This is a genomic window from Streptomyces sp. NPDC090088 (assembly GCF_044747345.1).
Taxonomy (GTDB): Bacteria; Actinomycetota; Actinomycetes; order Streptomycetales; family Streptomycetaceae; genus Streptomyces.
Window position 1 is genome coordinate 38,272 of record NZ_JBIVDZ010000011.1, and the last position, 23,520, is coordinate 61,791.

17 protein-coding genes are annotated in these 23,520 nt (G+C 71.8%); 9 read left to right on the plus strand and 8 right to left on the minus strand.

Annotation, left to right across the window (positions count from 1 at the left end):
• The first annotated feature begins 159 nt into the window (after nt 1-159).
• The 4 genes from ACIPSJ_RS42500 (at nt 160) to ACIPSJ_RS42515 (ending at nt 9,162) form a co-directional block, all read left to right on the plus strand.
• Complete coding sequence (locus ACIPSJ_RS42500; protein WP_393666128.1) at nt 160-636, plus strand: Lrp/AsnC family transcriptional regulator; 477 nt, start codon at nt 160-162, stop codon at nt 634-636.
• A gap of 88 nt (nt 637-724) precedes the next feature.
• A complete protein-coding gene (locus ACIPSJ_RS42505; RefSeq protein ID WP_401354129.1) occupies nt 725-4,675 on the plus strand; it encodes an ATP-binding protein in 3,951 nt (1,316 codons plus the stop codon).
• A 107-nt stretch (nt 4,676-4,782) separates the two neighbouring features.
• On the plus strand, nt 4,783-7,560 hold the full coding sequence (locus ACIPSJ_RS42510) for a beta-L-arabinofuranosidase domain-containing protein (protein WP_401354132.1): 2,778 nt from the start codon (nt 4,783-4,785) through the stop codon (nt 7,558-7,560).
• A gap of 111 nt (nt 7,561-7,671) precedes the next feature.
• Nucleotides 7,672-9,162 carry an MFS transporter gene (locus tag ACIPSJ_RS42515; protein WP_401354135.1) on the plus strand — a complete coding sequence of 497 codons (1,491 nt, stop codon included), beginning with the start codon at nt 7,672-7,674 and terminating at the stop codon, nt 9,160-9,162.
• On the opposite strand, the gene ACIPSJ_RS42520 is transcribed toward ACIPSJ_RS42515, so the two are convergent.
• Nucleotides 9,159-10,190: a methyltransferase gene (locus ACIPSJ_RS42520; protein WP_401354138.1), complete on the minus strand. Its 1,032-nt coding sequence runs from the start codon at nt 10,188-10,190 to the stop codon at nt 9,159-9,161. The two genes, ACIPSJ_RS42515 and ACIPSJ_RS42520, sit on opposite strands and share 4 nt — an antisense overlap.
• Before the next feature lie 126 nt (nt 10,191-10,316).
• Nucleotides 10,317-11,105, minus strand: coding sequence for a LysR family substrate-binding domain-containing protein (locus ACIPSJ_RS42525; RefSeq protein WP_401354141.1), 789 nt, complete (start codon nt 11,103-11,105; stop codon nt 10,317-10,319).
• 59 nt (nt 11,106-11,164) lie between these two features.
• Here ACIPSJ_RS42525 and ACIPSJ_RS42530 point away from each other — a divergent pair, with 59 nt between their 5' ends.
• Together ACIPSJ_RS42530 and ACIPSJ_RS42535 are read left to right on the plus strand one after the other, a co-directional pair.
• Entirely contained in the window at nt 11,165-11,557 is a 393-nt protein-coding gene (locus ACIPSJ_RS42530; protein ID WP_401354144.1) for a DUF5997 family protein, read from the plus strand.
• A 273-nt stretch (nt 11,558-11,830) separates the two neighbouring features.
• Nucleotides 11,831-12,670: a LuxR C-terminal-related transcriptional regulator gene (locus ACIPSJ_RS42535; protein WP_401354146.1), complete on the plus strand. Its 840-nt coding sequence runs from the start codon at nt 11,831-11,833 to the stop codon at nt 12,668-12,670.
• On the opposite strand, the gene ACIPSJ_RS42540 is transcribed toward ACIPSJ_RS42535, so the two are convergent.
• Nucleotides 12,655-13,944, minus strand: coding sequence for a DUF4241 domain-containing protein (locus ACIPSJ_RS42540; protein WP_401354149.1), 1,290 nt, complete (start codon nt 13,942-13,944; stop codon nt 12,655-12,657). The two genes, ACIPSJ_RS42535 and ACIPSJ_RS42540, sit on opposite strands and share 16 nt — an antisense overlap.
• Before the next feature lie 139 nt (nt 13,945-14,083).
• Between ACIPSJ_RS42540 and ACIPSJ_RS42545 the strand changes: the two genes are divergently transcribed.
• Nucleotides 14,084-14,824 (plus strand): class I SAM-dependent DNA methyltransferase, encoded by a 741-nt coding sequence (locus ACIPSJ_RS42545; RefSeq protein ID WP_401354150.1) that lies wholly within the window; start codon nt 14,084-14,086, stop codon nt 14,822-14,824.
• Nucleotides 14,825-14,845: 21 nt separating this feature from the next.
• Here ACIPSJ_RS42545 and ACIPSJ_RS42550 read toward each other — a convergent pair whose 3' ends face one another.
• The 5 genes from ACIPSJ_RS42550 to ACIPSJ_RS42570 are packed head-to-tail and all read right to left on the minus strand — an operon-like array spanning nt 14,846 to nt 20,127.
• On the minus strand, nt 14,846-16,009 hold the full coding sequence (locus ACIPSJ_RS42550; RefSeq protein ID WP_365694478.1) for an MFS transporter: 1,164 nt from the start codon (nt 16,007-16,009) through the stop codon (nt 14,846-14,848).
• Complete coding sequence (locus ACIPSJ_RS42555) at nt 16,009-16,581, minus strand: GNAT family N-acetyltransferase (RefSeq protein ID WP_401354154.1); 573 nt, start codon at nt 16,579-16,581, stop codon at nt 16,009-16,011. The genes ACIPSJ_RS42550 and ACIPSJ_RS42555 overlap by 1 nt, the downstream gene beginning before the upstream one ends.
• Nucleotides 16,578-17,756 carry a type III PLP-dependent enzyme gene (locus ACIPSJ_RS42560; RefSeq protein ID WP_359219827.1) on the minus strand — a complete coding sequence of 393 codons (1,179 nt, stop codon included), beginning with the start codon at nt 17,754-17,756 and terminating at the stop codon, nt 16,578-16,580. Before ACIPSJ_RS42560 ends, ACIPSJ_RS42555 begins: the two co-directional genes overlap by 4 nt.
• 8 nt (nt 17,757-17,764) lie before the next feature.
• The gene (locus ACIPSJ_RS42565) at nt 17,765-19,072 is read right to left on the minus strand and encodes a DUF6271 family protein (protein WP_401354156.1); all 1,308 of its coding nucleotides are present in this window, start codon (nt 19,070-19,072) and stop codon (nt 17,765-17,767) included.
• The gene (locus tag ACIPSJ_RS42570; protein ID WP_359219729.1) at nt 19,054-20,127 is read right to left on the minus strand and encodes a phytanoyl-CoA dioxygenase family protein; all 1,074 of its coding nucleotides are present in this window, start codon (nt 20,125-20,127) and stop codon (nt 19,054-19,056) included. Before ACIPSJ_RS42570 ends, ACIPSJ_RS42565 begins: the two co-directional genes overlap by 19 nt.
• Before the next feature lie 281 nt (nt 20,128-20,408).
• Between ACIPSJ_RS42570 and ACIPSJ_RS42575 the strand changes: the two genes are divergently transcribed.
• Both ACIPSJ_RS42575 and ACIPSJ_RS42580 read left to right on the plus strand, forming a co-directional pair.
• Nucleotides 20,409-21,920, plus strand: coding sequence for a glycoside hydrolase family 3 protein (locus tag ACIPSJ_RS42575; RefSeq protein ID WP_401354158.1), 1,512 nt, complete (start codon nt 20,409-20,411; stop codon nt 21,918-21,920).
• A 110-nt stretch (nt 21,921-22,030) separates the two neighbouring features.
• On the plus strand, nt 22,031-23,515 hold the full coding sequence (locus ACIPSJ_RS42580; RefSeq protein WP_401354161.1) for a glycoside hydrolase family 76 protein: 1,485 nt from the start codon (nt 22,031-22,033) through the stop codon (nt 23,513-23,515).
• Nucleotides 23,516-23,520 lie beyond the last annotated feature (5 nt).

Sequence of the window (23,520 nt, forward strand, 5' to 3'; positions counted from 1 at the left end):
TCGACGTACCCATGAGAGCATCGGGCGACCCACTGGTTCAACCGTCACCCATTTCACTGTGCCATTGGCCCGCTCTGGCAACGAATGGTCGAGGGCTGAGCACACCAATGGCCCAGGTCGGAGGGAAGGCCGCGTGAGCCATTGGTACAGTCGTACATCATGACCGTGGACGAGCTCGACACCCGCATCCTGCGGCTGCTGCTGGAGCAGCCGCGCACCAGCGTCCGCGAGTACGCCCGGGTCCTCGGTGTCGCCCGGGGGACCTTGCAGGCCCGGCTGGACCGGCTGGAGCGGGACGGTGTGATCACCGGCAGCGGCCCCGCCCTCTCCCCCGCCGCGCTCGGCCACCCGGTGCTGGCCTTCGTGCACATCGAGGTCACCCAGGGCCACCTGGACGACGTCGGGGACGCGCTGGCCGCCGTACCGGAGATCGTCGAGGCGTTCTCGATCACGGGCGGCGGGGATCTGCTGACCCGGGTGGTGGCGCGGGACAACGCGCATCTGGAGGACGTGATCCAGAAGCTGATCAGCCTGCCGGGCGTCGTCCGCACCCGTACCGAGGTGGCCCTGCGCGAACGCGTTCCGCACCGGCTGCTGCCGCTGGTGGAGTCGATCGGCCGGGCGGCACGGCCGTAACGGAGTACCGGCCCCAGCTGCCCAAAACCGACCATTTCACGAGGGCGCTCGTCTAGATTCCTGAGAAGTGCCAGAGGGGGGCGGCGGTTTGACGCAGAGCGGCACCCACAACAACATCGTGGGCGGCAACACGACGGCGACGACGGTCATCCAGGCCGGATCGATCGGCCAGATCAACGTGCACCCGGAGGCTTCGTCCCCGCAGGCCGAGGCCGAGGCGGGTGTACCTGACGCGGACGCCTGGGTGCGCAAGGCCGTCGGTTCCGGGGTCTGGGGGCATGTGCCGTCCGGCCGGGACAGCGCACACCACCGCCGGCACGTCGCGGCCGCCGTCGCACGTCTCGCCTCTCTGCGCGACGACCTGGAAGGGCGGCTGGAACAGGATCCCTGGTGCGACGCGCGCATCGCGACCGCGTTCCTCGACAACATCGGCCTGCTGCTCGGCGAGCCTCCCCGGGAACAGCGCCCGGACCAGGCGCAGCCGGCCGGCCTCGACCTCTATCCGGCCGAAGCCGCTCTCCTCGTGCTGTTCCCCTTCCTCCACCGGGTCCACTCCCTGCTGCGGACGGCGGAGCTGATGGAGATCCGGCCCTGGTCACTGCGGACCGAGCCGGACGCCGGGGCGCTGCGGCGGGCGTACGAAGTCTTCACGGAGGAGAGCGATGCGCTGGTCCAGCGGGCGCTGCGGGACCCGGCGGCCGAGCCTTTGGTCGGCTGGTGGCTCTGCCACCGCTGGCTGACCCGGCACGAGGAGTTCACCGACGCGACCTCGGTTCCGGGCCTCCTGGCAGAACTGGGCCCGGCCGCCGAGGAGTTGGGCGGGGCGCTCGCGGCGGACCGGGTGACCGCCCTGCTGCACGGGCTCCGGCGGGGACCCGACGTCTGTCACCCGGAGTTCCTGAACCTCCTCCCCAGCGACGACCGGGTCCGCTGCGGTCCCGGCCACCAGCAGATCCGCTTCCAGCGGGTCGCCCTGCTCCTGGCTCTCGCGTACGGCATGTCCGCCGAGATGACGGCGCTGCCGGACATCGTCGCCGAACACCTCGCCATCCCCTACCCGGTGAACCTGGACGAGCTGCGCCGCACGCTCGCCGACGCGGACTGGGGAGGTTCGCACGATCTCCCGGTGCTCCGCGCCGAGTGCCACCACGAGGCGGTCGTCGAAGGGCTGCGGGAGTACACCGGACGGGCCGACGTCCTGCTGCACGCCGTGCGGCGCACCGTGCGCGAACGCGTCAACCAACCCGTGCCGGAGCTGCCGACCCGGCTGTCCGCCGACGGCGTGGTACCCAGTCGCGGCACCTTCGACGGGTACGCGCGCTTCCGCAGCGACGGTCGCCGTGTCCTCGATCTGGCCATGGGGATCGAGCTGTACAAGGACCGCGATCTCGCCGTCCGCGAGCTGTACCAGAACGCGCTCGACGCCTGCCGTTACCGGCGCGCCCGGCAGGAGTACCTCGACCGCACCACCGGTTCACCGGGCGAGCCCTACACGGGGAGCATCTCCTTCGTCCAGGGGCTCGACGACGACGGCCGGGCCTACCTCGACTGCGTGGACGACGGCATCGGCATGGGCGAGGCCGAACTCCGCGGCGTCTTCTCGCATGCCGGCGCGCGCTTCGCGGAGCAACTGGAGTTCAAGCTGGAACGGGCGAGATGGGAGTCGCTCGATCCGCCGGTGAAGCTGTATCCCAACAGCCGTTTCGGGATCGGCGTGCTGAGCTACTTCATGCTCGCCGAGGAGATCCGCGTCACGACCTGCCGGATGGACACCGACGGCCTGCCGGGGGCGGTCCTGGAGGTGTCGATCTGCGGCCCGGGCCATCTGTTCCGGATCGTGAAGACCGCGGCCCGGGGCCGGCAACCGGGGACGCGGGTACGGCTGTATCTGCGGTCCGACATCGATCCGGCGTCCTGGTCGGCCGTGGACGTCCTGGAACGGGTGCTGGCCCTGGCAGAGTTCCGGGTGTCGGCACAGCACGGCGGGCGGACGAGCACGTGGACCGTGGGGGAACTCAAGGAGCGGGAAGCCGGAACCCGGACCGAGGCCTTCGCGCTCAACGCCCATGGGCGTCAGGCGTACTGGCCTCGCGACTGCGCCGACCCCCAGGTCATCTGGTGCGAGCACGGCGGCGCGCTGCTGGTGGACGGTCTGCTCGTGGAACCCACTGGGCGCGACGGGGTGCTCTCGCCAGGCGGCTCCGGCCTCGTCGGCGCCGTGGTCAACCTGAGCGGTGAATCGGCCCCGGCGCGGCTCTCGGTGGATCGCCGGAACATCGTCGACGACATGGCAGGGCCCGTGCGGGACCTGCTCGGCGCCGCCACCGACGTGCTGACCGACGGCGACGACCGCTGGGCGGACTTCGCGTGGCTCTGCGACGTCGCGGAGGGCAGCCCTGTACTGGGCGACATCGTTGCGTCCGCGTTCGCCACTGCGGCGCGGGAGATGACCTACCGAGGGATGGCCTTCGGTGACGGACACGTGGGCTTCTTCCCGGCCGATGTGTTTCTGGTGCCGCGCGACCGGCACCAGGAAGGCGGCGCGTACGCCCGGCGGCCCGGCTGGACCAGTATCAATGGCGAAGCCCTGGATCACATCTATCTGTGGCGGGTCCTCGCTCGCCGACCACGCGTGGCGCTGCGGTTGCTGGTCGAGGTGTGCCCAGAGATCGAGGCTCCCAGTCCCGTATACACGCCCACGTTGTCCGACCAGTGGCTCCTGCTGTCGGAGAACAGAAGCAGAGGATGGCGGGGAGCCCCGAGCCTGCCGGCTGTCGCCCGGTCGGCAAGCAGGCTGCGTCTCACGGGACGCGAGGCCGCACGCCGCCTCGCCGATCTCGGTTTCGAGGACAGCGACCCCCGGCAGTGGTCGGAAGACGCCGAACTCACCACAAGCAACTCCCGTACGTTTACGGTCGGTTACCTGAACCGCAAGAACGCCCTCACGCTGGATGATCTCGTACATGCGGCCCGGCGCTCCGGCGCAGGTGTCACATCGACCGCCGCGTTCCTGCGCAGCTTCGGCTATCGCCTCGCCGACAGTGTCGTGGCGCTGGGCGAGGCCGCCGAAAAGGACGACCTGTTCTGGCTGGCTCCGGAGCGCAGAGCCGTCGGCTGCCTGGACCCCGACGCACCGGTTCCCCTGGGCCACATCGCCCACTTGAGCGTCAAGCTCGGCCTGCCCGTGCCCGAGGTGCGCGGCAGACTCGCGGCCCGCGGACTGCGGGCCGACGCCGGCCGGCTGCCGGCGCATCCGTCGGACGAGACCCTGCTCCTGCTCAGTGTCAACGCCGACGGCACACGCCCCTGGCTGACGGGCACATCGGTGCCGGCGGGACATGTTCTGGAGGCGGCGGAGAAACTCGGACTGAAGCCCCGACAAGTACTGGCCCGGTTCGCATCCCTGGGGTTCGCGCCGCCCAAGCCCTTTCCCGCCGACGCCCACCAGGACGACATCTGGCTGCTGTGGGACGAGGTTCGTCGCGACTGGCTCACGCCACAGAGCGCTCCCCACTACGCGAATTTCTTCCATCAGGTCCAGGACCTGCCGGGGTTGAGGTACAAGATCAATAGGATGCGGGCCTTCGGTATCGACGTCCCCATGAAGGCGCCGATCCGCCTCAACAGGCTGGACAAGGAACTTCTGCAAGCAGACAGTCCCGTCAACTGGTGGTCCGTGAAGGGCCGGGTCGTACCGTTCAGCGCTGTCCTGCTGGCCGCCCGCGAGGTTGGCGCGAGCCCCACGGCGGTGGCCAAACGGCTGCACGCCTGCAACATCCCCACCTCGCACGACACTCTCCCGAAGGGTCTCGTCTTCAGCGAGGCCCTGCGGCTCCTCCGAGTGGACGAACTACCCGAGGGCGAGCTGCCGGACGTCGGGCACTTCCCGCTCGAATACCTCCACAAGACCGCCCTGCGCAAACGCACCGGCATCCGCGAGGTCGTCGCCCTCATCCGCCGGCTCGGCGTCCCCCTCCCCGACCCCGCCGACACCATCAGGGCCGCACTGGCCCGCGTCCCCCGCCCCCACCACCCCTGACCGCGAATCCCGTCCGAACCGTTGACGCCCCCGCGCCCCTTCCCTATCTTCTGGACGGCTTACCGAACGATGTTCGATATACCAAACAGACCTGAAACGAGGAGCCCATGGCGCACTCCCTCTCCCGAAGGACCCTCCTCCAGGTGACGGCGCTGGCCGCCGCCGGGGCCGGTGTCGCCGTCGGAGGGGAGGCGGCCGCGGCCGAAGCGGCTGGAACGGTACGGCCGTTCGGGCTCGGGGAGGTGGCGCTCGAACCGGGGCTGTTCGCCGACAAGCGGGCGTTGATGCTCGACCACGCGCGCGGTTACGACGAGAACCGGCTGTTGCAGGTGTTCCGGGCCAACGCGGGCCTGGACACGGGCGGTGTGGTCGCGCCGGGTGGCTGGGAGGGGCTGGACGGGGAGGCCAACGGGAACCTGCGCGGACACTACACGGGGCACTTCCTGACCATGCTGGCGCAGGCGTACGCGAGCACCGGCGAGGAGGTGTTCGCGGCGAAGGTCCGCACGATGGTGGGTGCGTTGGGAGAGGTGCGCGAGGCGCTGCGGGGTGATCCTTCCGTGCTGAGCGTCGACGGGGTCCTCGGCGGGCGTGCCGTCGAGAACGAGCGAGGGTCGTACCAGTACGTCGAGTTGCCGGCCGGTGTGCTCGAAGGCGCCTCGGCCGTCACGCTGTCCGCGTGGGTGAAGCCCGGTCACACGGACGCCTGGGCACGGGTGTTCGACTTCGGGAACGACACCAGCCGGTATCTCTACCTGGCCGCGCGGAACGCGCGAGGGGTGCCGCGCTTCGCGATCACCACCGGCGGGGCGGGCGGCGAGCAGGGGCTCGACGGTACGGCCGCGCTGCCCGTGGACCAGTGGAGCCACCTCGCGGTGACGATCGCCGACGGCACCGGCACGCTGTACGTCAACGGCTCGGCCGTGGCCCGGAACACGGCCATGTCGCTCACTCCGGCCGCGCTGGGGGCGCTGGCGCATCACTGGCTCGGGCGCTCCCTGTACGCCGGCGACCCGGTCTTCGCGGGCGCCTTCGGCGGGTTCGACGTGTGGTCGCGGGCGTTGGGGGACGAGGAGATCGCCGGTCTGCGGAGCGTGCGGGCGCGCGGCGACCTCGTCTCGTACGCCTTCGACGAGACGTCGGGGCCGGACCTCGCGGACGGGTCGGGGCGCGGGCTCGACGCCGTCCTCCGCCGCACCTGGGGCGGGCCGAGCCACCCCGGGTTCCTCGCGGCGTATCCGGAGACGCAGTTCATCCTGCTGGAGTCGATGACCGGCAGCGACTACACGAAGGTGTGGGCGCCGTACTACACCGCGCACAAGATCCTTCGGGGGCTGCTGGACGCCCGTACCGCGACCGGCGACGAGCGGGCGCTGGACCTCGCCTCCGGGATGGGCGACTGGATGTACGCGCGGCTGTCCGTGCTGCCCGCCGCCACGCGCCAGCGGATGTGGGGGATCTTCTCCAGCGGCGAGTTCGGCGGGATCGTCGAGGCCATCTGTGATCTGCACGAACTCACCGGGAAGGCCGAACACCTCGCGCTGGCCCGGCTGTTCGACCTCGACAGCCTCATCGACGCCTGCGCGGCGGACACCGACACGCTCGACGGACTCCACGCCAACCAGCACATCCCGATCTTCACCGGCCTGGTCCGGCTGTACGACGCGACCGGCGAGGAGCGCTACCTCGCGGCCGCGAGGAACTTCTGGGGCATGGTCGTACCGCATCGCATGTACGGGATCGGCGGCACGAGCACGACCGAGTTCTGGAAGGCGCGGGACGTGATCGCCGGGACGATCAGCGCGACCACCGCCGAGAGCTGCTGCGCGTACAACATGCTGAAGCTGAGCCGGTCGCTGTTCTTCCACGAGCAGGATCCGGCGTACATGGACTACTACGAGCGGGCGCTGTACAACCAGGTCCTCGGTTCCAAGCAGGACCGGGCCGACGCCGAGAAGCCGCTGGTCACGTACTTCATCGGGCTGACGCCCGGGCATGTGCGGGACTACACGCCCAAGCAGGGCACGACCTGCTGCGAGGGCACGGGCATGGAGTCCGCCACCAAGTACCAGGACTCGGTGTACTGCGCGGCGGACGACGGCGGCGCCCTGTACGTCAACCTCTACAGCCCGTCCACGCTGACCTGGGCCGAGAAGGGCGTCACGGTCAGCCAGCGCACCGGCTATCCCCGGGAGCAGGGCAGCACGCTCACCGTCGGCGGGAGTGCGCGGTCCGCCGCCTTCGCGCTGCGGCTGCGGGTACCGGCGTGGGCGAGGGACGGGTTCCGGGTGACCGTCAACGGGCGGGCGGTGCCGGGCACGCCGGTGCCGGGGAGCTACTTCGAGGTGTCCCGGACCTGGCGGCCCGGGGACACCGTGCGGGTGTCGGTCCCGTTCCGGCTGCGGGTCGAGAAGGCGCTCGACGATCCGTCGGTCCAGACCCTGTTCTACGGGCCGGTCAACCTGGTCGGCCGCAGCCCGGCGACGGAGTACCTGGAGCTGGGGCTGTACCGCAACGCGGGGCTCTCCGGCGACCTGCTGCCGTCGCTGTCCCCGGTGGCCGGCACCCCGCTCCATTTCACCCTGGACGGGACCGAGTTCGCACCCTTCCACGAGGGCACCGAGGACCCGACCCATGCCTACTTCCGGCGCGCGGAGCCGACGGTGGTGTTCGGCGGTGTCGACTCGGGGGTCGCCAATCCGGTCGGGGCCGACGGTCGCTCGCTGCTCGACGAGGTCTGGGCCGGGGCGCCGTTCCGGGACAAGGGGGCGCTGGTGGCGCGGGTGCGGTCGGTGGTGGACGCGTGGGTGGCGGGCGGGCTGCTGGCCGGGGCGGACGGCGAGCGGATCGTGGCCACGGCGCGGCAGGCGTCGTACGCGCGCTGAGGCCGGGACGGGGCGGCCGTCGGAAGCGGCCGTCACCCGGTCGGACCAAAACAGGCATTCGATCGCCCCGCTCCCCGCGCGGGACCAGGCCTGACTGCATAGCGTGGCCGTATGACCACGACCTGGGCAAAACCGCAGCGACCGGCCACCGAGGACCGGCGGTGGCGGGCGCTCGGGGTCTGCCTGACGGCAGGCTTCATCTCGCTGCTCGACACCTCGATCGTGAACGTGGCCCTGCCCTCGATGGAGCACGGGCTGGGTGCCACGGAGGCCGCCCAGTCCTGGGTGGTCTCCGGATACGCCCTGGCCTTCGGGCTGGCGCTGGTCCCGGCGGGCCGGCTCGGCGACATGCGCGGGCGGCGCCAGTCCTTCCTGTTCGGGCTCGCCGTGTTCACGCTGGCCTCGGTGGCCTGCGGGCTGGCCGCGAGCCCCGACTGGCTGGTGCTGTTCCGGCTGGTGCAGGGCGCGGCGGCGGGCATGGTCGCACCGCAGACCTCGGGCCTGATCCAGCAGATGTTCCAGGGCGACGAGCGGGCCAAGGCCTTCGGTCTGCTCGGCAGTGTCATCGGGGTGTCGACGGCGGTGGGCCCGCTGGCGGGCGGTCTGATCATCGACGCCGTCGGCACGGCCGACGGCTGGCGCTGGGTGTTCTTCGTCAACCTGCCCATCGGTGTGGTCGCGTTCGCGGCGGGACTGCGGCTGCTGCCCCGGTTCCCCGGGACGGCGGGCAGACGGGAGCGGTTCGACCCGATCGGGGTGCTGCTCCTGGGCTGCGGGGTGATCGCGCTGATGCTGCCGCTGGTGCAGGAGCAGCAGTGGACCGGGCGGGAGAAGTGGGCGCTGCTGCCGGTGGGCGCGCTGCTGCTCGGTCTGTTCTGGGTGTGGGAGCGGCGGCAGGGCCGGCTGGGGCTGGCCCCGCTGGTCGACCTGAACCTGTTCTCGCTGCGGTCCTTCACGCTCGGCGCGCTGATCAGCCTGAGCTACTTCGCGGGCTTCACCACGGTCTTCTTCGTCATGGCCCTGTTCCTGCAGAACGCGGCGGGATACAGCGCGCTGGCCGCCGGTGTCACGGTGCTGCCGTTCGCGGTCGCCTCGGCCGTCGGCGCCGCCCTCGGGGGCCGGCTCGTGGTCCGCCACGGGCGCAAGCTGGTGGTCATCGGTCTGAGCGGCGTGGCGCTGGGGCTGCTCGGGATCGTCGCGGTGGTGCGGCTGGTGCCGATGGAGAGCCTGGGGTGGGCCACGGTGGTGCCCATGATCGTCGGTGGGCTCGGCTCCGGCATCACGGTCTCCCCCAACACGACGCTCACCCTGACCCGGGTCCCGGTGAAGCGGGCCGGTGCGGCCGGCGGGGTGCTGCAGACCGGCCAGCGCGTCGGCTCGGCGGCCGGGATCGCCGTGGTGGGCTCGGTGTACTTCGCCCACCTCGCGAACCGCGGCCCGGCCACCGAGGCGCTCCAGCTCGGTCTGCTGACGTCCGTCGGGTTCATCCTGGTGGCCCTGTGCCTGGCGGTCGCCGATCTGCGGGAGCGGACGAAGGCACCGGAGGCCGAGCCGGTACCGGGGGCCGGGTCGGAGCGGGAGACCGGGTCCCGGGTGTCCTAGGCGGCGACCGCCTCCACCACCGAGAGCACGGTCGAGGTCGGCACCACCCGCGACAGCTTCAGACCGGCGGCCTCGAACAGCCCGGCGAACTCCGGCTCGGTGCGCTCCCGGCCCACCAGGGCCGCCATCAGCAGCAGGTCCAGGGCCTTGGCCTGATGGGGCGCGTTGCCGGGCGGGACCACCGCGTCGACGACCAGGATCCGCCCGCCCGGCGCCAGCGCGGCCCGGCAGCGTTCCAGGAGGGTCACGCACTGGTCGTCCTCCCAGTCGTGCGTGATCCGCTTCAGCACGAGGACGTCACCCTCCGGTACGTCGGTGAAGAAGTCCCCGGACGCGGTGGACCAGCGACCGGTGGTCCCGGGCGTGTCCAGCCGGGCGCCGGCCAGGACGTGCGGGCGGTCGTACAGGATGCCGCGCAGACCGGGGTGGCGGTCGAGGACCGCCAGCAGGAAGCCGCCGTGGCCCCCGCCCACGTCGACCACCGTCCCGGTGGGCGGGAAGTCGCAGGCGGCGGCGATGGGCTCGTTCTCCGCGTCGGACATCGCGGCCATGCCGCAGTGGAAGACGTCGGCGGTCTCCTCGTCCTGGGCGAAGTACTCGAAGAACGGCAGCCCGAAAAGGTGCTCGAAGGCGGACGTGCCCTCGCTGACGCAGCGGCTCAGGTCCGCGGTGGGCAGCCACATGCTGCGGTCGGTGTTCATCAGGACGGCGGTGCGCGCCGAGCAGGGGGCGTCGCTGCGCAGGGTGTCGCCGACGGAGGTGAGCCGGAAGCGCCCGTTGCCGTCCTCCTCGAAGATGCCGCGGGTGGCGAGCAGCCGGAGCACCCGGTGGAGGTTCCGCGCGTCGGTGCGGGTGGCAGTGGCCAGTTCGGCCGGGGTGCGGGGCCCGTCGGCCAGGTGATCGGCCACCCCGACGACCGCGGCGGCGCGCAGCGCGGCCGGGACGAGGTAGCCGAGCGATTCGTTGACGAGGAACGCGGACGACGTACGGGGGTCGACGGCTTCGTCCGGGGCTGCTTCAGTGCTCACGGGCGCCTCCAGCGGTGAATGTCCGGGTTGTCCGGAGGCATCGTGACATCGCGGGGGCCCTGGATCGGGGAGGGTGATCGGGGCGCGCGGGAGCAGATCGGGAGCGGGCGTGGGGCCCGGCCCCGGTCACGACCGGCGGCGGGGCTTTCCGCGCTTCGCGGGCTTGGCGGACTTCGCGCCGGTGGCGCGGGCGCGCGCGGTGCGGCCGGCCGGTGTCGCCTTGCCGGCCGCCGGCTTCTGCGCCCGCTTGGGCTTGTCCTGCGAACCCTGTGCCGCCTGGGCCGACTGCGACGGCTGTGCCGCCTGGCGGCCCCGCGTGCTGTTGACCGTGCGGCCGCGGACGATGCCGATGAAGTCCTCGACCAGCTCCGTGGTGGCCTCCTCGGGCCAGGACAGGGCGACGGTGGACTGTGGGGCGTCGGTGAGCGGGCGGTAGGTGAGGTCCCGGCGGTGGTGGAGTCGGGCCAGGGACTGCGGGACGACCAGGAGGCCCACCCCTGCGGCGACCAGTTCGACGGCGTCCTCGGTGGTGGCGGGGCGCTCGAAAGCGGGCTCGCCGGGCGGCGCGTCCCAGTCGAGGACGTCGTCGAGGGGGTGGAAGAGGACCTCGTCGGCGAGGTCGGCGACGGTGACCTCCTCCGCCGCCGTGATCACGTGGTCCTTGGGGACGACGACCACCGTGGTCTCGCTGTAGAGGGGGATCGCGCTGAAGAACGTACGGTCCACCGGGAGCCGTACGAAACCGGCGTCCGCGTCGCCCGCCCGCAGCAGCTCGGGCGCCTCGGCGGCCGTGACCTGGTGGAGGGTGAGCGGGATGTCCGGCAGGCGCTCGTTCCAGATCCGAGCCCATTTGGCGGGCGTCACGCCGGGGACGTACGCGAGCCGGAACGACGGTGTTTCCTCCGAGCCTGTCACCGGACCAGGTTAACCGGCGGTGGTCAGGGCCCGCGCACCCGGCCGATACCCTTGACCTCATGAGTTCGCACCAGACCGCCCAGACGATGAAGCCCGCGACCGCGGCGAAGAAGCTGGGGGTGTACCTGCCCGCCACGCCCGCCTCCTTCCAGGAGGGTGTCGTCTCGCGCGCCGAGCTGACCGAGCTCCAGGCGAACCCGCCCGAGTGGCTGCTCGAACTGCGGGCCAAGGGGCCGCACCCGCGTCCGGTGGTCGCGGCCAAGCTCGGCGTGTCCATCGCGGGGCTGGCCCGCGGCGGGGTGACGGAGGCGCTCACCACCGAGCAGATCGAGGAGCTCAAGCGCGAGCTGCCCGCATGGCTGGAGAAGGAGCGCACCACCCAGGCGGAGGTCCGCAAGGAGGGCGCGCGGCTGAAGAACCTGCAGCGGGAGAAGGAGGAGGGGCAGGACTGACGTCCCGGCCCGCGAGACGGTCCTACGGCTCCGGTCCAGGCGTTGCCGCCTGCGGTCCGGGGCCGTTGTCGTACCGGCCGGCCCCGGGGCCGCCGTCGGCACCGGCTGGGCCCCGCCGTCGACGACCGGTCGCGGGCCGCCGCTCCCCCGTGCCGGCGGCCCGCACGACCGGAGTCGTCGCACCCGATCCCGGTGCCCGGTTGAAGCATGCGGCACCTGACCGTTGCCTGGGTATGCGTATAACTGCGTAGGGGCAGGGGCAGAGAGGAACACGTGTTACACGGGCTGGACAGGGCCTACGAGCGTCTCACCGAGCTGGCCGTGGCCGCGCTGCACGAACGCGAGCCCGATCGGCTGTGGCCGCTGCTCGCCGACGCGCTGACCGGCCTGTGCGGCGGCGAGACGCTGATCTACAAGCTGGACGACTGGAGCGAGGGCAAGGGCACCCTCGGCCTGGCGCCCGCCGCGGCCGTCGAGTTGGGCCGGCTGGACGACGAGGCGCTGAGCGTGCTGCGCACGGGCTACCCGTTCGCCCACCACTACGCGACCGGTCTCGGCCGTAGCCCCGTCACGGCCCGCAGGATCGCCGACCGGGCCTGGTCGGCGAGCGAGACCGCGCGGGTGCTGGGCGACGCCCTGGATCTGGACCAGGTGCTGGCGCTCCCGCTGCCCGGGACGGTCGCGCCGATCACGGGGTGTCTGGTGTACCGCTCCGGAGCGGACTTCTCCGAGGACCAGGTGCGGATCGCGGAGCACGCCCAGCCGCTGCTGGCCGCCGTGGAGCAGCAGCGGCAACTCCTGGAGCAGTGGCGCCGGTTGTCGGCGGCGGCCGACGCGCCGGAGGAGCGCGCGGCGGACTGCGCGCTGACTCCCCGGGAACTCACCATCCTGCTCCTGCTCACCGATGCCCTGACCGCCGACGCGATCGGCCGCCGGCTGGGCATCTCGGCGCGCACGGTGCACAAGCACATCGAGAACATCTACCGCAAACTCGGCACGCGGGACCGCCTCGGCACGGTCCTGCACGCCCAGCGGCTGGGGTTGGTGCCCGCACCGGACCGCCCGCCGGGCGGCAGGCGGCGCGCGGCCGGCGGGGATCACATCGGCTGGTAGTCCGAGAGCCAGTCGGTGAGGACCACCACGGAGACCACGTCCCCGGACGCGGCCCGGCCCAGCCACACCGACCAGGCTCCGTCGCCGACGGTGCAGAAGGTCACCAGGTCGCCGCCGGTCTTCCGGTCGGCGACGCGCAGGGTGCCGGTCCTGACCTCCTCGACTCCGTGGTCGCCTTCGCCGTCGTAGTAGCGCCGGAACGTTCCGGACAGCGGGTCCCAGCCGGAGGCGTCGGCGAAGGCGCCGTGCGCGGCGTCGGTGACGAAGCCGTAGGCCTCGCCGTCGAGCAGCAGCCGGGGATCCTCACCCGCGCCGAGCCCCATCTCCCAGGTGACCGCGGGTTCGTCGGAGATCAGCAGGCGCAGCAGGGGCTCCTCCTGCACCGGGAAACCCTCACCGTGGTAGTCACCCTCGCCGACGAGTACGGGTGTCTGCAGGCGGTACTCCCCCGGTGGGATCGGCTCGGTGAGTTCCCTGGGGGCGGCCGGGTAGAGCGGATCGGCGACCACCAGCCGGCCGCTGGGCACCCGGACCGTGGTGACGTCCTCGACCCGGTCGACGGTCAGTTCGCCCCAGTCGTCGTGGTGGAACCTGTTCCCCGGCCGGAGGAGTTCCTGCACGTCGAACTCCGGTCGACGCGGCCGGGGCGGTCTCCACAGCGACGTCGGCGGCTCCGGTGGGCCATCGGGCTCCGGTGGGCCATCGGGCTCGGACTCGGGCTCGGACTGGGACTCGGGCTCGGACTCGGGCTCGGGCTCGTCGGGGCCGGGCGCCCGGGAGTCGTCCTGGTCGTCGGCGGCGCCGACGCCGAACGCGGCGCGGGGGATCCACCACTGTGCTTCCGGCAGGTCCGACCAGCCGTGCCGGCTGGAGCCGAACTCCCCCTGTTCCTGGACGACGTGCTTGGCCTTCTTGCCGGGGGTGAGGGTCAGTCTGGTCAGCCAGGCGTCGCGGGCGCGGTCGGGCTGGTCGGGTGAGGAGTAGCGCCGCTCGACGACCTCGCGTATGAACAGGCGGTCAGGTTCGAGCAGGCGCAGGTCGAACTCGCGGGTGCGGCGGCCCAGTTCGTCGTACATCCAGTGCCCGACGTGCAGGTCGGCCCAGGCCACGAGGTACACCTCCACGGGCTCGGCGCGGCCCGGCTCGCGGTGGATCTCCACATAGGGCTCGCCGGCGGTGTCCCGGCGCCGTGCCCCCGCCGCCGAGAGCGGCCGGTGGGCCCGGCGGGTCGCGGCGTCCCAGCCCTCCGCGTACGAGATGTCGACTGTGGTCATGTTCCCCGCCCGATGTGCTCCGAACGCCGATCCGGCCGTGCGATCGACTTGCCACGACCGTACCGGGCGCCACTGACAACGCCGGACGGCCGGGAATCGCGTGGACAGTCTCCTCGGGCACCCGGCAGAGTGGGCGATCATGACGACCAGTGAGCTGTGGAGCCGTGCCGTGGCCGAGCGCTACGACGCCGAGGAGACCGGGATGAACTCGGCCGCGGTGCTCGGGCCGACCGTCGACTTCCTCGCCGGACTCGCCGGAGACGGCCGGGCGCTGGAGTTCGCCATCGGGACCGGCCGGGTCGGAGTTCCGCTCCGGGAGCGCGGGGTGCCCGTGGCGGGCATCGAGTACTCGGAGCCGATGGCGGCGGTACTGCGGCGGAAGGCCGACGAGGAGACGCTGCCGGTCGTGATCGGGGACATGGCCAGGGCCACCGTGCCCGGTGAGTTCTCCCTGGTCTATCTCGTGTACAACACCATCTCGAACCTGCTCACCCAGGACGAGCAGGTCGAGTGCTTCCGCAACGCCGCCCGGCATCTGGTGCCCGGGGGCCGCTTCGTGATCGAGCTGGGGGTGCCGCCGCTGCGGCTGCTGCCGCCCGGCCAGGTCGCGGTGCCGTTCGACGTCTCCGCGGGGCATCTCGGGTTCGACACCTTCGACCTGGTCGAGCAGATCCTCGTCTCGCACCACCTCACCCGCGACGGCGAGGACGGCCGCTACCGCCGTGACGACTCCCGGCACCGGTACGCCTGGCCGGCGGAGCTGGACCTGATGGCCCGGCTCGCCGGCCTGGAGCTGGAGCGGCGCGTCGCGGACTGGGACGGGTCCCCGTTCGTGCACGACTCCTCGAAGCACATCTCCGTGTGGCGCAAGCCGGCCTGACCGACCGGGGCGGGACACCTGTCAGCCGCTCGCCGGTGTCCACTGGATCCGGGTGCTGCACAGGGAGACCACGACCGCCGCGGTCGCGACGACTCCCAGGCCCCACACCAGGCTGCTCGAGTTCGCCACGAAACCGATGAGCGGCGGCCCGGCCAGCAGACCCGTCGTGCCCATGGCGGCGACCAGGGCCAGCGCCTCCGAGCCCTGTTTCGCCGCGGCCACATACACGCACGGGGTCACCGCAGCACAGCCCAGTCCGACACAGGCGAACCCGACGAGGGCGGCCACCACTCCGCCGCTCACCAGCGCGAAGGCGAGCCCGGCGGCGGCCAGGGCGCTGCCGAACAGCACGACCCGCCCGTCACCCCAGCGGTTGCGCCAGCCGTCCGCGAAGAGCCGGGCCAGCACCATCATGCCGGAGAAGACGGCGATACCCATCGGCGCCAACTCCGCCGAGGACTTGGCGACTTCCCTCAGGTAGAGGGCGGACCAGTCGTTCATGGCGCCCTCGGTGACCGTGCCGAAGGCCATGGCGCAGCACATCCAGAGCGTCACCCGGGACGGGAGGCTCCAGCCGGTGCGGCTCCTGCTCTGCTTCTCCGCCGCCGGGGCCTCGTCCACGAGCAGACCGGTGCGCGCCACGGCCGCCAGCAGGACCAGGACCGCGGCGGCCACGCCGAAGTGGGCCGTGACGGAGGAGGTGGCCGCGTTCATGCCGGAGGCGAGCAGCGCGGCGAGCAGCGAGCCGGCGCTGAACGTGGCGTGCAGCTTGGCCATGGTGGTGCGTTCGTACCGGGTCTCCAGGGCCGTTCCCTGTGCGTTCATGGCCACGTTCAGGCATCCCACGCACACCCCGTCGGCCACCATGACCAGCAGGGCGACCGGATAGTCCGGCGCGAGGGCGAGCGCCGGGAGCAGCAGGGCCAGGCAGAGGGCCGACAGCAGGGCCAGGCGTGCCGAGCCCAGCCGCCGCATGAGCACCGGCACCAGCGGGAAGGACGCCACCGCGCCGATACCGGCCGCCATCAGCAGCACCCCCACCTCGGCCGCGGTCAGCCCGAGGTCCGCCTTGATCGCGGGGATCCGCGCGGCCCAGGTGGCGTACTGGAAGCCGAGGGAGCAGAACAGCGCGGCGATGGCCAGCCGGCCGCGCTGGAAGGGGTCATGGACAGGGAACACGCACATCAACTCGTTTCGTCGACTCGGCCGTCGCCGCGGACCTGCGGACGGGACATGTAGACGGCGTTCGCGCCGTATCCGCCCGGAGCGATCCCCGGGTACGCGGTGAACCCGCGCCTCGTCCAGAACGGCTCACTGCGGCCCACGGCGATCAGCGAGATCCGCTCGAAGCCGCGCGACCCGGCGGTCAGGGTCAGGTGGTGCAGGAGACGCTGTCCCAGTCCCCCGCCGCGCAGCCGCTCCGCGACGACGATGTCGTGCAGGTGCAGGTTGCGCGGCCGGTGCGCGGGAACCGGGGACCTCTCAGCCCGCACGAAGCCCTCAGCCCGTTCGACCCCTTCCGCTCGTTCGAGACCGGGGTAACTGAACGGCGGATACGGCAGGGCCAGCACGTACCCGGCCGGCCGCGCGTCGACGTCCAGGACGAAGCAGGTCTCCGGTGAGGCGTCCGCCCTGGCCCTCAGGGCCGCCTGCCCCTCGGAGAGCCCGAGTTCCGTGTAGGCACGGGATTCCATGGCGGCGATGGCGTCCCAGTCGGCGTCGGTGATGGGGCGGATGCCCACGCCGTCGCCGCTCACGGGTGTCCTCCGCCGACGCAGGTGTACGGGAGCGGGGCGAAGCCGTTGAAGCCCTGGGTCGTGTAGCTGATCGCGTAGGCGCCGGTGGAGAGCAGCCAGACGGGGTCGCCGGACGCCAGTTCCCGGGGGACCTGGACGAGGGCGTGTCCCTGGGGGTAGGCGTCGTCGCTGTCGCAGGTGGGACCGGCCAGGACGGCGGGAACGTACTCGGCGTCGGGGTGGGTGGGGAAGACGAGCGGGTACTGCAGCGCGTCCATCTCGTAGAGGCCGTTGAACTTGCCGCAGCTCAGGTAGAGCCAGTGCCGGCGCTCGCCGTCGGGTCCTCGGCGCTCGGCGAGGCGGGCCACATGGGCGCGGATGGCTCCGTGGTCGGCGACGAGGTGGCGCCCGGGCTCCATCACGAACGCGAGGTGTTCGCCGTGGACCTTTCTGAGGTGGCGCATCCCCTCGCGGATGACGGCGAAGATCTTGTCCAGCGGGGGTTCCAGCGGCAGGCCGTACCGGTCGAGGTAGCCGAGGGCCGGCAGCCCGCCGCCGAGGTTGACGTGGTCCAGGACGATCCCGCGCCGGCCGAGGGCGGTCAGCACGTCCGCCAGGCACTCGACGGCGCTGTGCCAGGCGTCGGCCGTCATCTGCTGGGAGCCGACGTGCACGGACAGTCCGGAGGGCGTGAGTCCCGTCTCCCGTGCCGTCTGCAGGATCCGTACCGCGTCCGCGGGCGAGCAGCCGAACTTGTTGCTCAGTCCCCACAGCGCCCCGTCGCCGCTCGTCGCCAGCCGGCAGAACACGCGGGCTCCCGGGGCATGGGCCGCGACGGCCGCCAGGTCCTCGACGCTGTCGGTCGCGAAGTCCCGGACGCCGAGGCGATGGGCATCGGCGATGTCCCGGTCGGACTTGACGGTGTTGCCGTAGTGCGTCCGCTCGACCGGGACGCCCGCGCGCAGCGCCTGCTCCAGCTCGCGGGGGCTCGCCCCGTCGACCCCCGCGCCCTTGCGGGCCAGATGGGCGAGCACCTCGTCCACCGGGCAGGTCTTCATGGCGAAACGGACGGCGACGCCGGGCAGTTCGCGCCGGAGGGTGTCGTAGCGGCTCTCGATTCCGGTCAGGTCGAAGAAGATCCGGTCCTCGGTGGCGCCCGCCAGCGCGGCGCGCAGCGGTGCGGACTCGTGCGCCATCGTCGCCCTCACCGCCGCTGCGGTACGGACGTGAGCGCGGCCGCCCGCACCAGCGGCTCCCACGCCTCCACCAGGAGGGCGAAGTCCTCGATGTCGCCGCGTGCCTCGTCCAGGAGGCGTTCGCGGCGCTGCCCGAGGAGGCCGGCGAACTCGGCGTATCTGCCGCCCAGTTTCCGGTACGCGGTGTCGAGGACGTCCAGCCGGTGGATGTTCTCGGTCCGGTCCAGACTCGCGCTCCGCCTGGCCAGTTCGGCCACGACGGACGGGCGTACCCGCCCTTGTCCGTCGAGCAACGACGCACCGGCCCGCGCCATCCGGTCGTAGACGAAGTTGAAGTAGAGCATCGACAGCAGGAACTTGACGAAGCGCAGCTGGTACGCCGTGAATCCGGAGTCGGTGCGGCGTTCGCCGGTGTAGTAGTTGACGATGTTCCGGTTGTGCAGGACGCCCGGCAGCGCGGCGTCGTGGACCAGGTGGATCAGGAAGTAGTCGCTGCCGATGGTGTCGGTCGCGGGCGGCAGGGGCACCCGTTCGTGGACGCCGTGGAAGGCGATGTTGCACATGTCCACGCGCATGGGGTCGACCAGGGTGAGGGTGGAGCGGTCCGTGGTGAAGGCGTCGGTGCCCGCGCCTCGGAAGGACTCCTCGACGAGTTCCCTCTTCTGCTCCCCGGACCAGTCGGCGGGTGCCCAGAGGCCGACCATGTCGTGGTAGACGTCGGGGTCGATGCGGAGTATGTCGCCGATGTCGACGGAGAGTTCGCCGACGAAGGAGCTGCCGACCATCGCGACGCGGCGGTCCAGGTGGCCGGCGGCCAGTGCGGTCTCGGTGACGTGCGGGGCCGCGTCGGCCGCGCGCCTGCCGAGTGACAGCAGTTCGTGGTGGACGGGGAAGACAGGCGCGCCGTCCATGGCCTGGTACCGGCTGTCGGAGTCCCTGCGGTGGACCGACTCGCAGCCGAGCGCTGCGGCGAGGAGGAAGGCCCGGTTGGTGCAGGCGCCGTAGGAGACACCGGCCGGGAGCATCAGCTCCAGCAGGAGGTCGGGTTTCGTCGCCGCGGACCGGTCGATCGCGCGCCGGAGGAAGTCCCGCTGCTGGGCCTCGTCGAGGTGGTGTACGACGATCCGCGGGTCCTCCGGGATCCGGCGCACGGTATCGGCGTGCTCCGCGTGGGCCGGTGCGGGGCAGGAGTCCAGGATCAGGAGGTGCACCTCGACGTCGAAGTGCCGTACGGCGTAGGCCGCTTCCTCGGCCACGGCCGTGATCGTCGCCGCGCAGGGCCTGTTGGTCGGCAGGGTCAGGCAGATTCGGCGCATGTCTCTTCTCCGGCCGGCGGTGTCGCCCCGTCGAGGTCCGCTCCGGTCCAGGACCTGAGGCCGAGCAGCTTGGCGCCGAGTTCGTCGAGTTCGGGCCGCCCGTAGCGCAGGGACTCGTGGCGGGTGGCGTCGCCCAGCAGCGTTCCGTTCCAGTCGGGTGTGGCGAGGGTGCGCCAGGATTCGACCCGCGACCTCCGGAGCGTCTCGTGGGACTCCAGGGCCGGCATCATCGACAGGTACTGGACCGCGCGTACCTGCTCGTGGGCGGTGTTCGGTGCCACGCCGTGCGCCAGCAGACCGTTGAAGATCAGCAGGTCGCCGGCTTCGAGTTCCGGTCGGACCACGGGGAACTCCGCGCGGTCGATCCGGGGCCGGATCGGGTCGCGGTCCTCGGGCTGGAAGACCTTCCACTGGTCGAACCGCTTGAACAGCTCCGGGCAGCACTGGAAGCCGCCGAGTTCCGGCCTGGTGTCGGTCAGGGCGATGATTCCCTGGACCCGCTGCGGCAGGACGCCGAGTGTGGTGTCGACATCCCAGTGGAGCTCGATGTCGAAGCCCTCGTCCGTGCGCGGGATCAGGGCGCGGTCACGGTTCCTGATGTTGGGCGGGTTCAGGTTGAGCCGGTCGAGCGTCACCCACAGCTCTTCGCAGTCCCAGACGTCGACGAACGCGTCGTAGACCCGCCGTGTCTGGCGGCTGTCCCAGATGAGCTGGTGGTGGTAGGCCTCGACGAAGCCGTAGATGTGCAGTTCGCGGTCGAGGTCGGAGCGGTACTCGCGCTCCTCGTACCAGGTCTCGGGCCGCTCGGGGTCGAGGCCCTGGAACTCCCAGGCGAAGTCGAGCAGTCGACGGGCCGACGCGGCGGGGATGGCCTGCTTGACCACCACGTAGCCATAGGTCTGCCAGAAGGCGAGGTCCTCTTCGGACAGGACTCGCAGGGGGCGGGTCTTCTTCAGGTCCCGCAGGGGTGTCGGGGCGAGATAGGTCTCGCCGTCCGAGCTGAAGTAGGGGGTGTCCGAGGGGGCTCGATGGAGATAACGGTCAGTCGTGGGCATAACGGTGCTCCACACCTCGTTCTCGGGTACCGGCGACCCAGCCGGGTCGCCAACTGCGCGGAGTGCGGGGCGGGGACGCGCGGCGGCATCACTGCACCACGGGCCGCACCAGCCCCTCTTCGAACTCGCGTTGCAACCAACTTGGACTAGACCAACTCGATGTGTCAAACACCGCAGTTGAGGGCGCTTATCCGCCAACAGGGCGCGATCCGGGCCCACTTGACAGCACGGCTAGCCTGAGCGGCAACGCATTGGTCTGTACCAACAGGAGGGTGCACGCTATGGTCTCCCGTACGCACAGCGAGGGGTTGCGTCAGCTGGCGCGCTCCGTCCTGCAGCCGGGGTTCGTGGGCACCGAGGCCCCCGACTGGGTGCTGCGCGAGATCGGGGACGGGCTCGCGTCGGTCGTGCTCTTCTCCCGCAACATCGTCACGCTCGAACAGGTCGCCCGGCTGACCGGGCAACTACGCGCGGAGAACCCCGAGTTGATCATCGCGATCGACGAGGAGGCCGGTGACGTCACCCGGATCGAGTCGGCGACCGGCTCCACCCGGCCGGGCAGCTTCGCACTCGGAACCGTGGACGACACCGACCTGACCGAGGCCGTCGCCGCCGACCTGGGACGCCAGCTGCGCACGGCCGGGGTGAGCCTCGACTACGCACCGAGTGCGGACGTGAACTCCAACCCCGACAACCCGATCATCGGGGTCAGATCCTTCGGCGTCGACACCAAGGTGGTGGCGCGGCACACCGGGGCCTGGATCCGGGGGCTCCAGTCGGCCGGGGTCGCCGCCTGCGCCAAGCACTTCCCCGGCCACGGCGACGTGGCCGTCGACTCCCACCACGGCCTGCCCGTGTACGGCGCCGACCGCGCCCGGATCGCCGAGCAGGCCCTGCCGCCGTTCCGCGCGGCGATCGAGGCGGGCGTCCGCGCGGTGATGAGCGGTCACCTGCTGGTGCCCGCCTACGACCCCGACCTGCCCGCCACCCTGAGCCGGCGCATCCTGGAGGAACTGCTGCGCCAGGAGCTCGGGTTCGACGGAGTGATCGTCACCGACGCCATCGAGATGGGTGCGGTGACCGGCCGCTACGGGATCGGCGGGGCCACGGTCAGGGCCGTCGCCGCCGGTGCCGACGCCGTCTGCGTCGGCGGCGAGAACGCCGAGGAGGCCACCGTGGGCCTGCTCGTGGACACCCTCGCGGACGCCGTCCGGTCGGGGGACCTGCCGGAGGAACGACTCGTGACGGCGAGCCGTCGCGTCCGGGAGTTCGCGGCCTGGTCGGCGGGGCTCACCCCGGTCGGCCTCGCCCCCTGGGGCGACGGCGGCATCGGATTCGCCGCCGCCCGCCGCGCCATCCGGCTGACCGGCGCCGTACGGCACGCCCTCCCCCTGGTCACCGCACCGCACGTGGTGGAGCTGGCGCCCGCCACCAACCTCGCCATCGGCAAGGAGACCCCCTGGGGCGTGGCCGCCCCGCTGGGCGAGCGGCTGCCCGGGACGACCTCCGTCCGGGTGCGCCGCGAGGACCTCCAAGCGCACGCGACCACCCTCCAGACACAGGCGCTGGCACCCGCCGCGGGACGGCCCCTGGTCGTGGTGGTCCGCGACGCCGCCCGGCACAAGTGGATGGCCCGGGCCCTCGCGGATCTTCTCGCCGCCCGCCCCGACGCGATCGTCGTGGAGATGGGCCTGCCGGGCACCGTCGTCCCCTCGGCCGCCCAGATCTTCACGCACGGCGCCACGGCCGCCTCCGGGGTCGCCGCCGCCGAGGTGCTGGCTGGTGCCCTTTAGTGCAGACCTGGGTGCAACTTCCGTACCCGTGAGCGACATTGACGCCTCCCCGTCCCTTCCCTACGGTCCGAGAGCGCTCTCACACCCGTCCCCCGACGCAGGGAGGCCCGATGTCCCCCGTCCGCCGACCGAGACTCCGCCCCCTGCGCCGGCTGGCGTCAGCGCTCGCCCCGGCGCTGTTCGCCGCCCTCCTCCCCCTCGCACCCCCGGCGGTGGCCGCCGGCACCTCCGCGACGGCCACCGTCTGCAACAAGTACTGCGACACCCGCGACCCCGCGCTCTCCCCCGGCGACCGCACCCCGGTCACGGCGGGCGTCTACGGGCGCTCGATCGTCCTGCACTTCGACGACACCGACGCCATGGGCTGGGCCTCCCTCGACAACGGCGACCCCGGCGACGAGGTGTGGCTCGACCGCTCCTTCGACGGCGGCCGCACCTGGAGCTGGGGCAGCAGGCTCGGCGACACCACCGTGCCCACGGGGCAGCGCGGCTGGCGCACCCTCATGTACAACGTCGACGACTGGAACAACCTCGGCGTCGGCGCCCTGCGCGCCTGCGGAAAGGCCGGCGACCGCGCCGAGATCGCCTGCACCCCCTGGGCTCGCACCACCTGGAACGCGGGCGAGCCCCGCACCGCCGCCGCCACCGGCCTGATGACCTTCTACGACTACGGAACCGGCCTCTTCGACACCACCGGCTGGTGGAACTCCGCGAACGCCCTGACCGCGGTCATCGACAACATCCGCGTGACGGGCATGGGCAGTTACCGCTACGCGATCGCCCGCACCTACGACCTCAACATCAACGCCCAGGGCGGCCAGTTCCGCAACGACTACATCGACGACACCGGCTGGTGGGGCCTCGCCTGGGTCGCCGCCTACGACCTCACCGGCGACACCCGCTATCTCGACACGGCCCGCGCGGACGCCGACCACATGGCGGCCTACTGGGACACCACCTGCGGCGGCGGGGTGTGGTGGAGCACCGCGAAGACGTACAAGAACGCGATCGCCAACTCCCTCTACATCCAGCTCAACGCCGCCCTCCACAACCGCGTCCAGGGCGACACGGCCTACCTCGGCCGCGCCCGCGCCGGCTGGACCTGGTTCCAGGGCACCGGCATGGTCAACGGCTCCCACCTGGTCAACGACGGCATCGACCTGTCCACCTGCGGCAACAACGGACAGGCCGTCTGGTCCTACAACCAGGGCGTCCTCCTCGGCGCCCTCGCCGAGCTCCACCGGGCCACCGGCGACACCGCCCTGCTCACCGACGCCCGGCGGATCGCCGACGCCGCCACCACTACCTCCCAGCTCCACACCGCCGACGGCATCCTGCGCGACCCCTGCGAGACCGGCGACTGCGGAGCCGACGGACCGTCCTTCAAGGGTGCGGACGTGCGCGGCCTCGGCAGGCTGAACTCGGTGCTGCCGGACCACCCGTACACCGCTTACCTCAAGCGCCCGGCGGACACCGCATATGCGAACGACCGCAACGCCCTCGACCAGTACGGACTGCACTGGTACGGGCCCCTCGACCAGACGGACGCGGCACGCCAGCAGAGCACGCTCGATCTGCTGAACGCGGCGTACTGACCGTT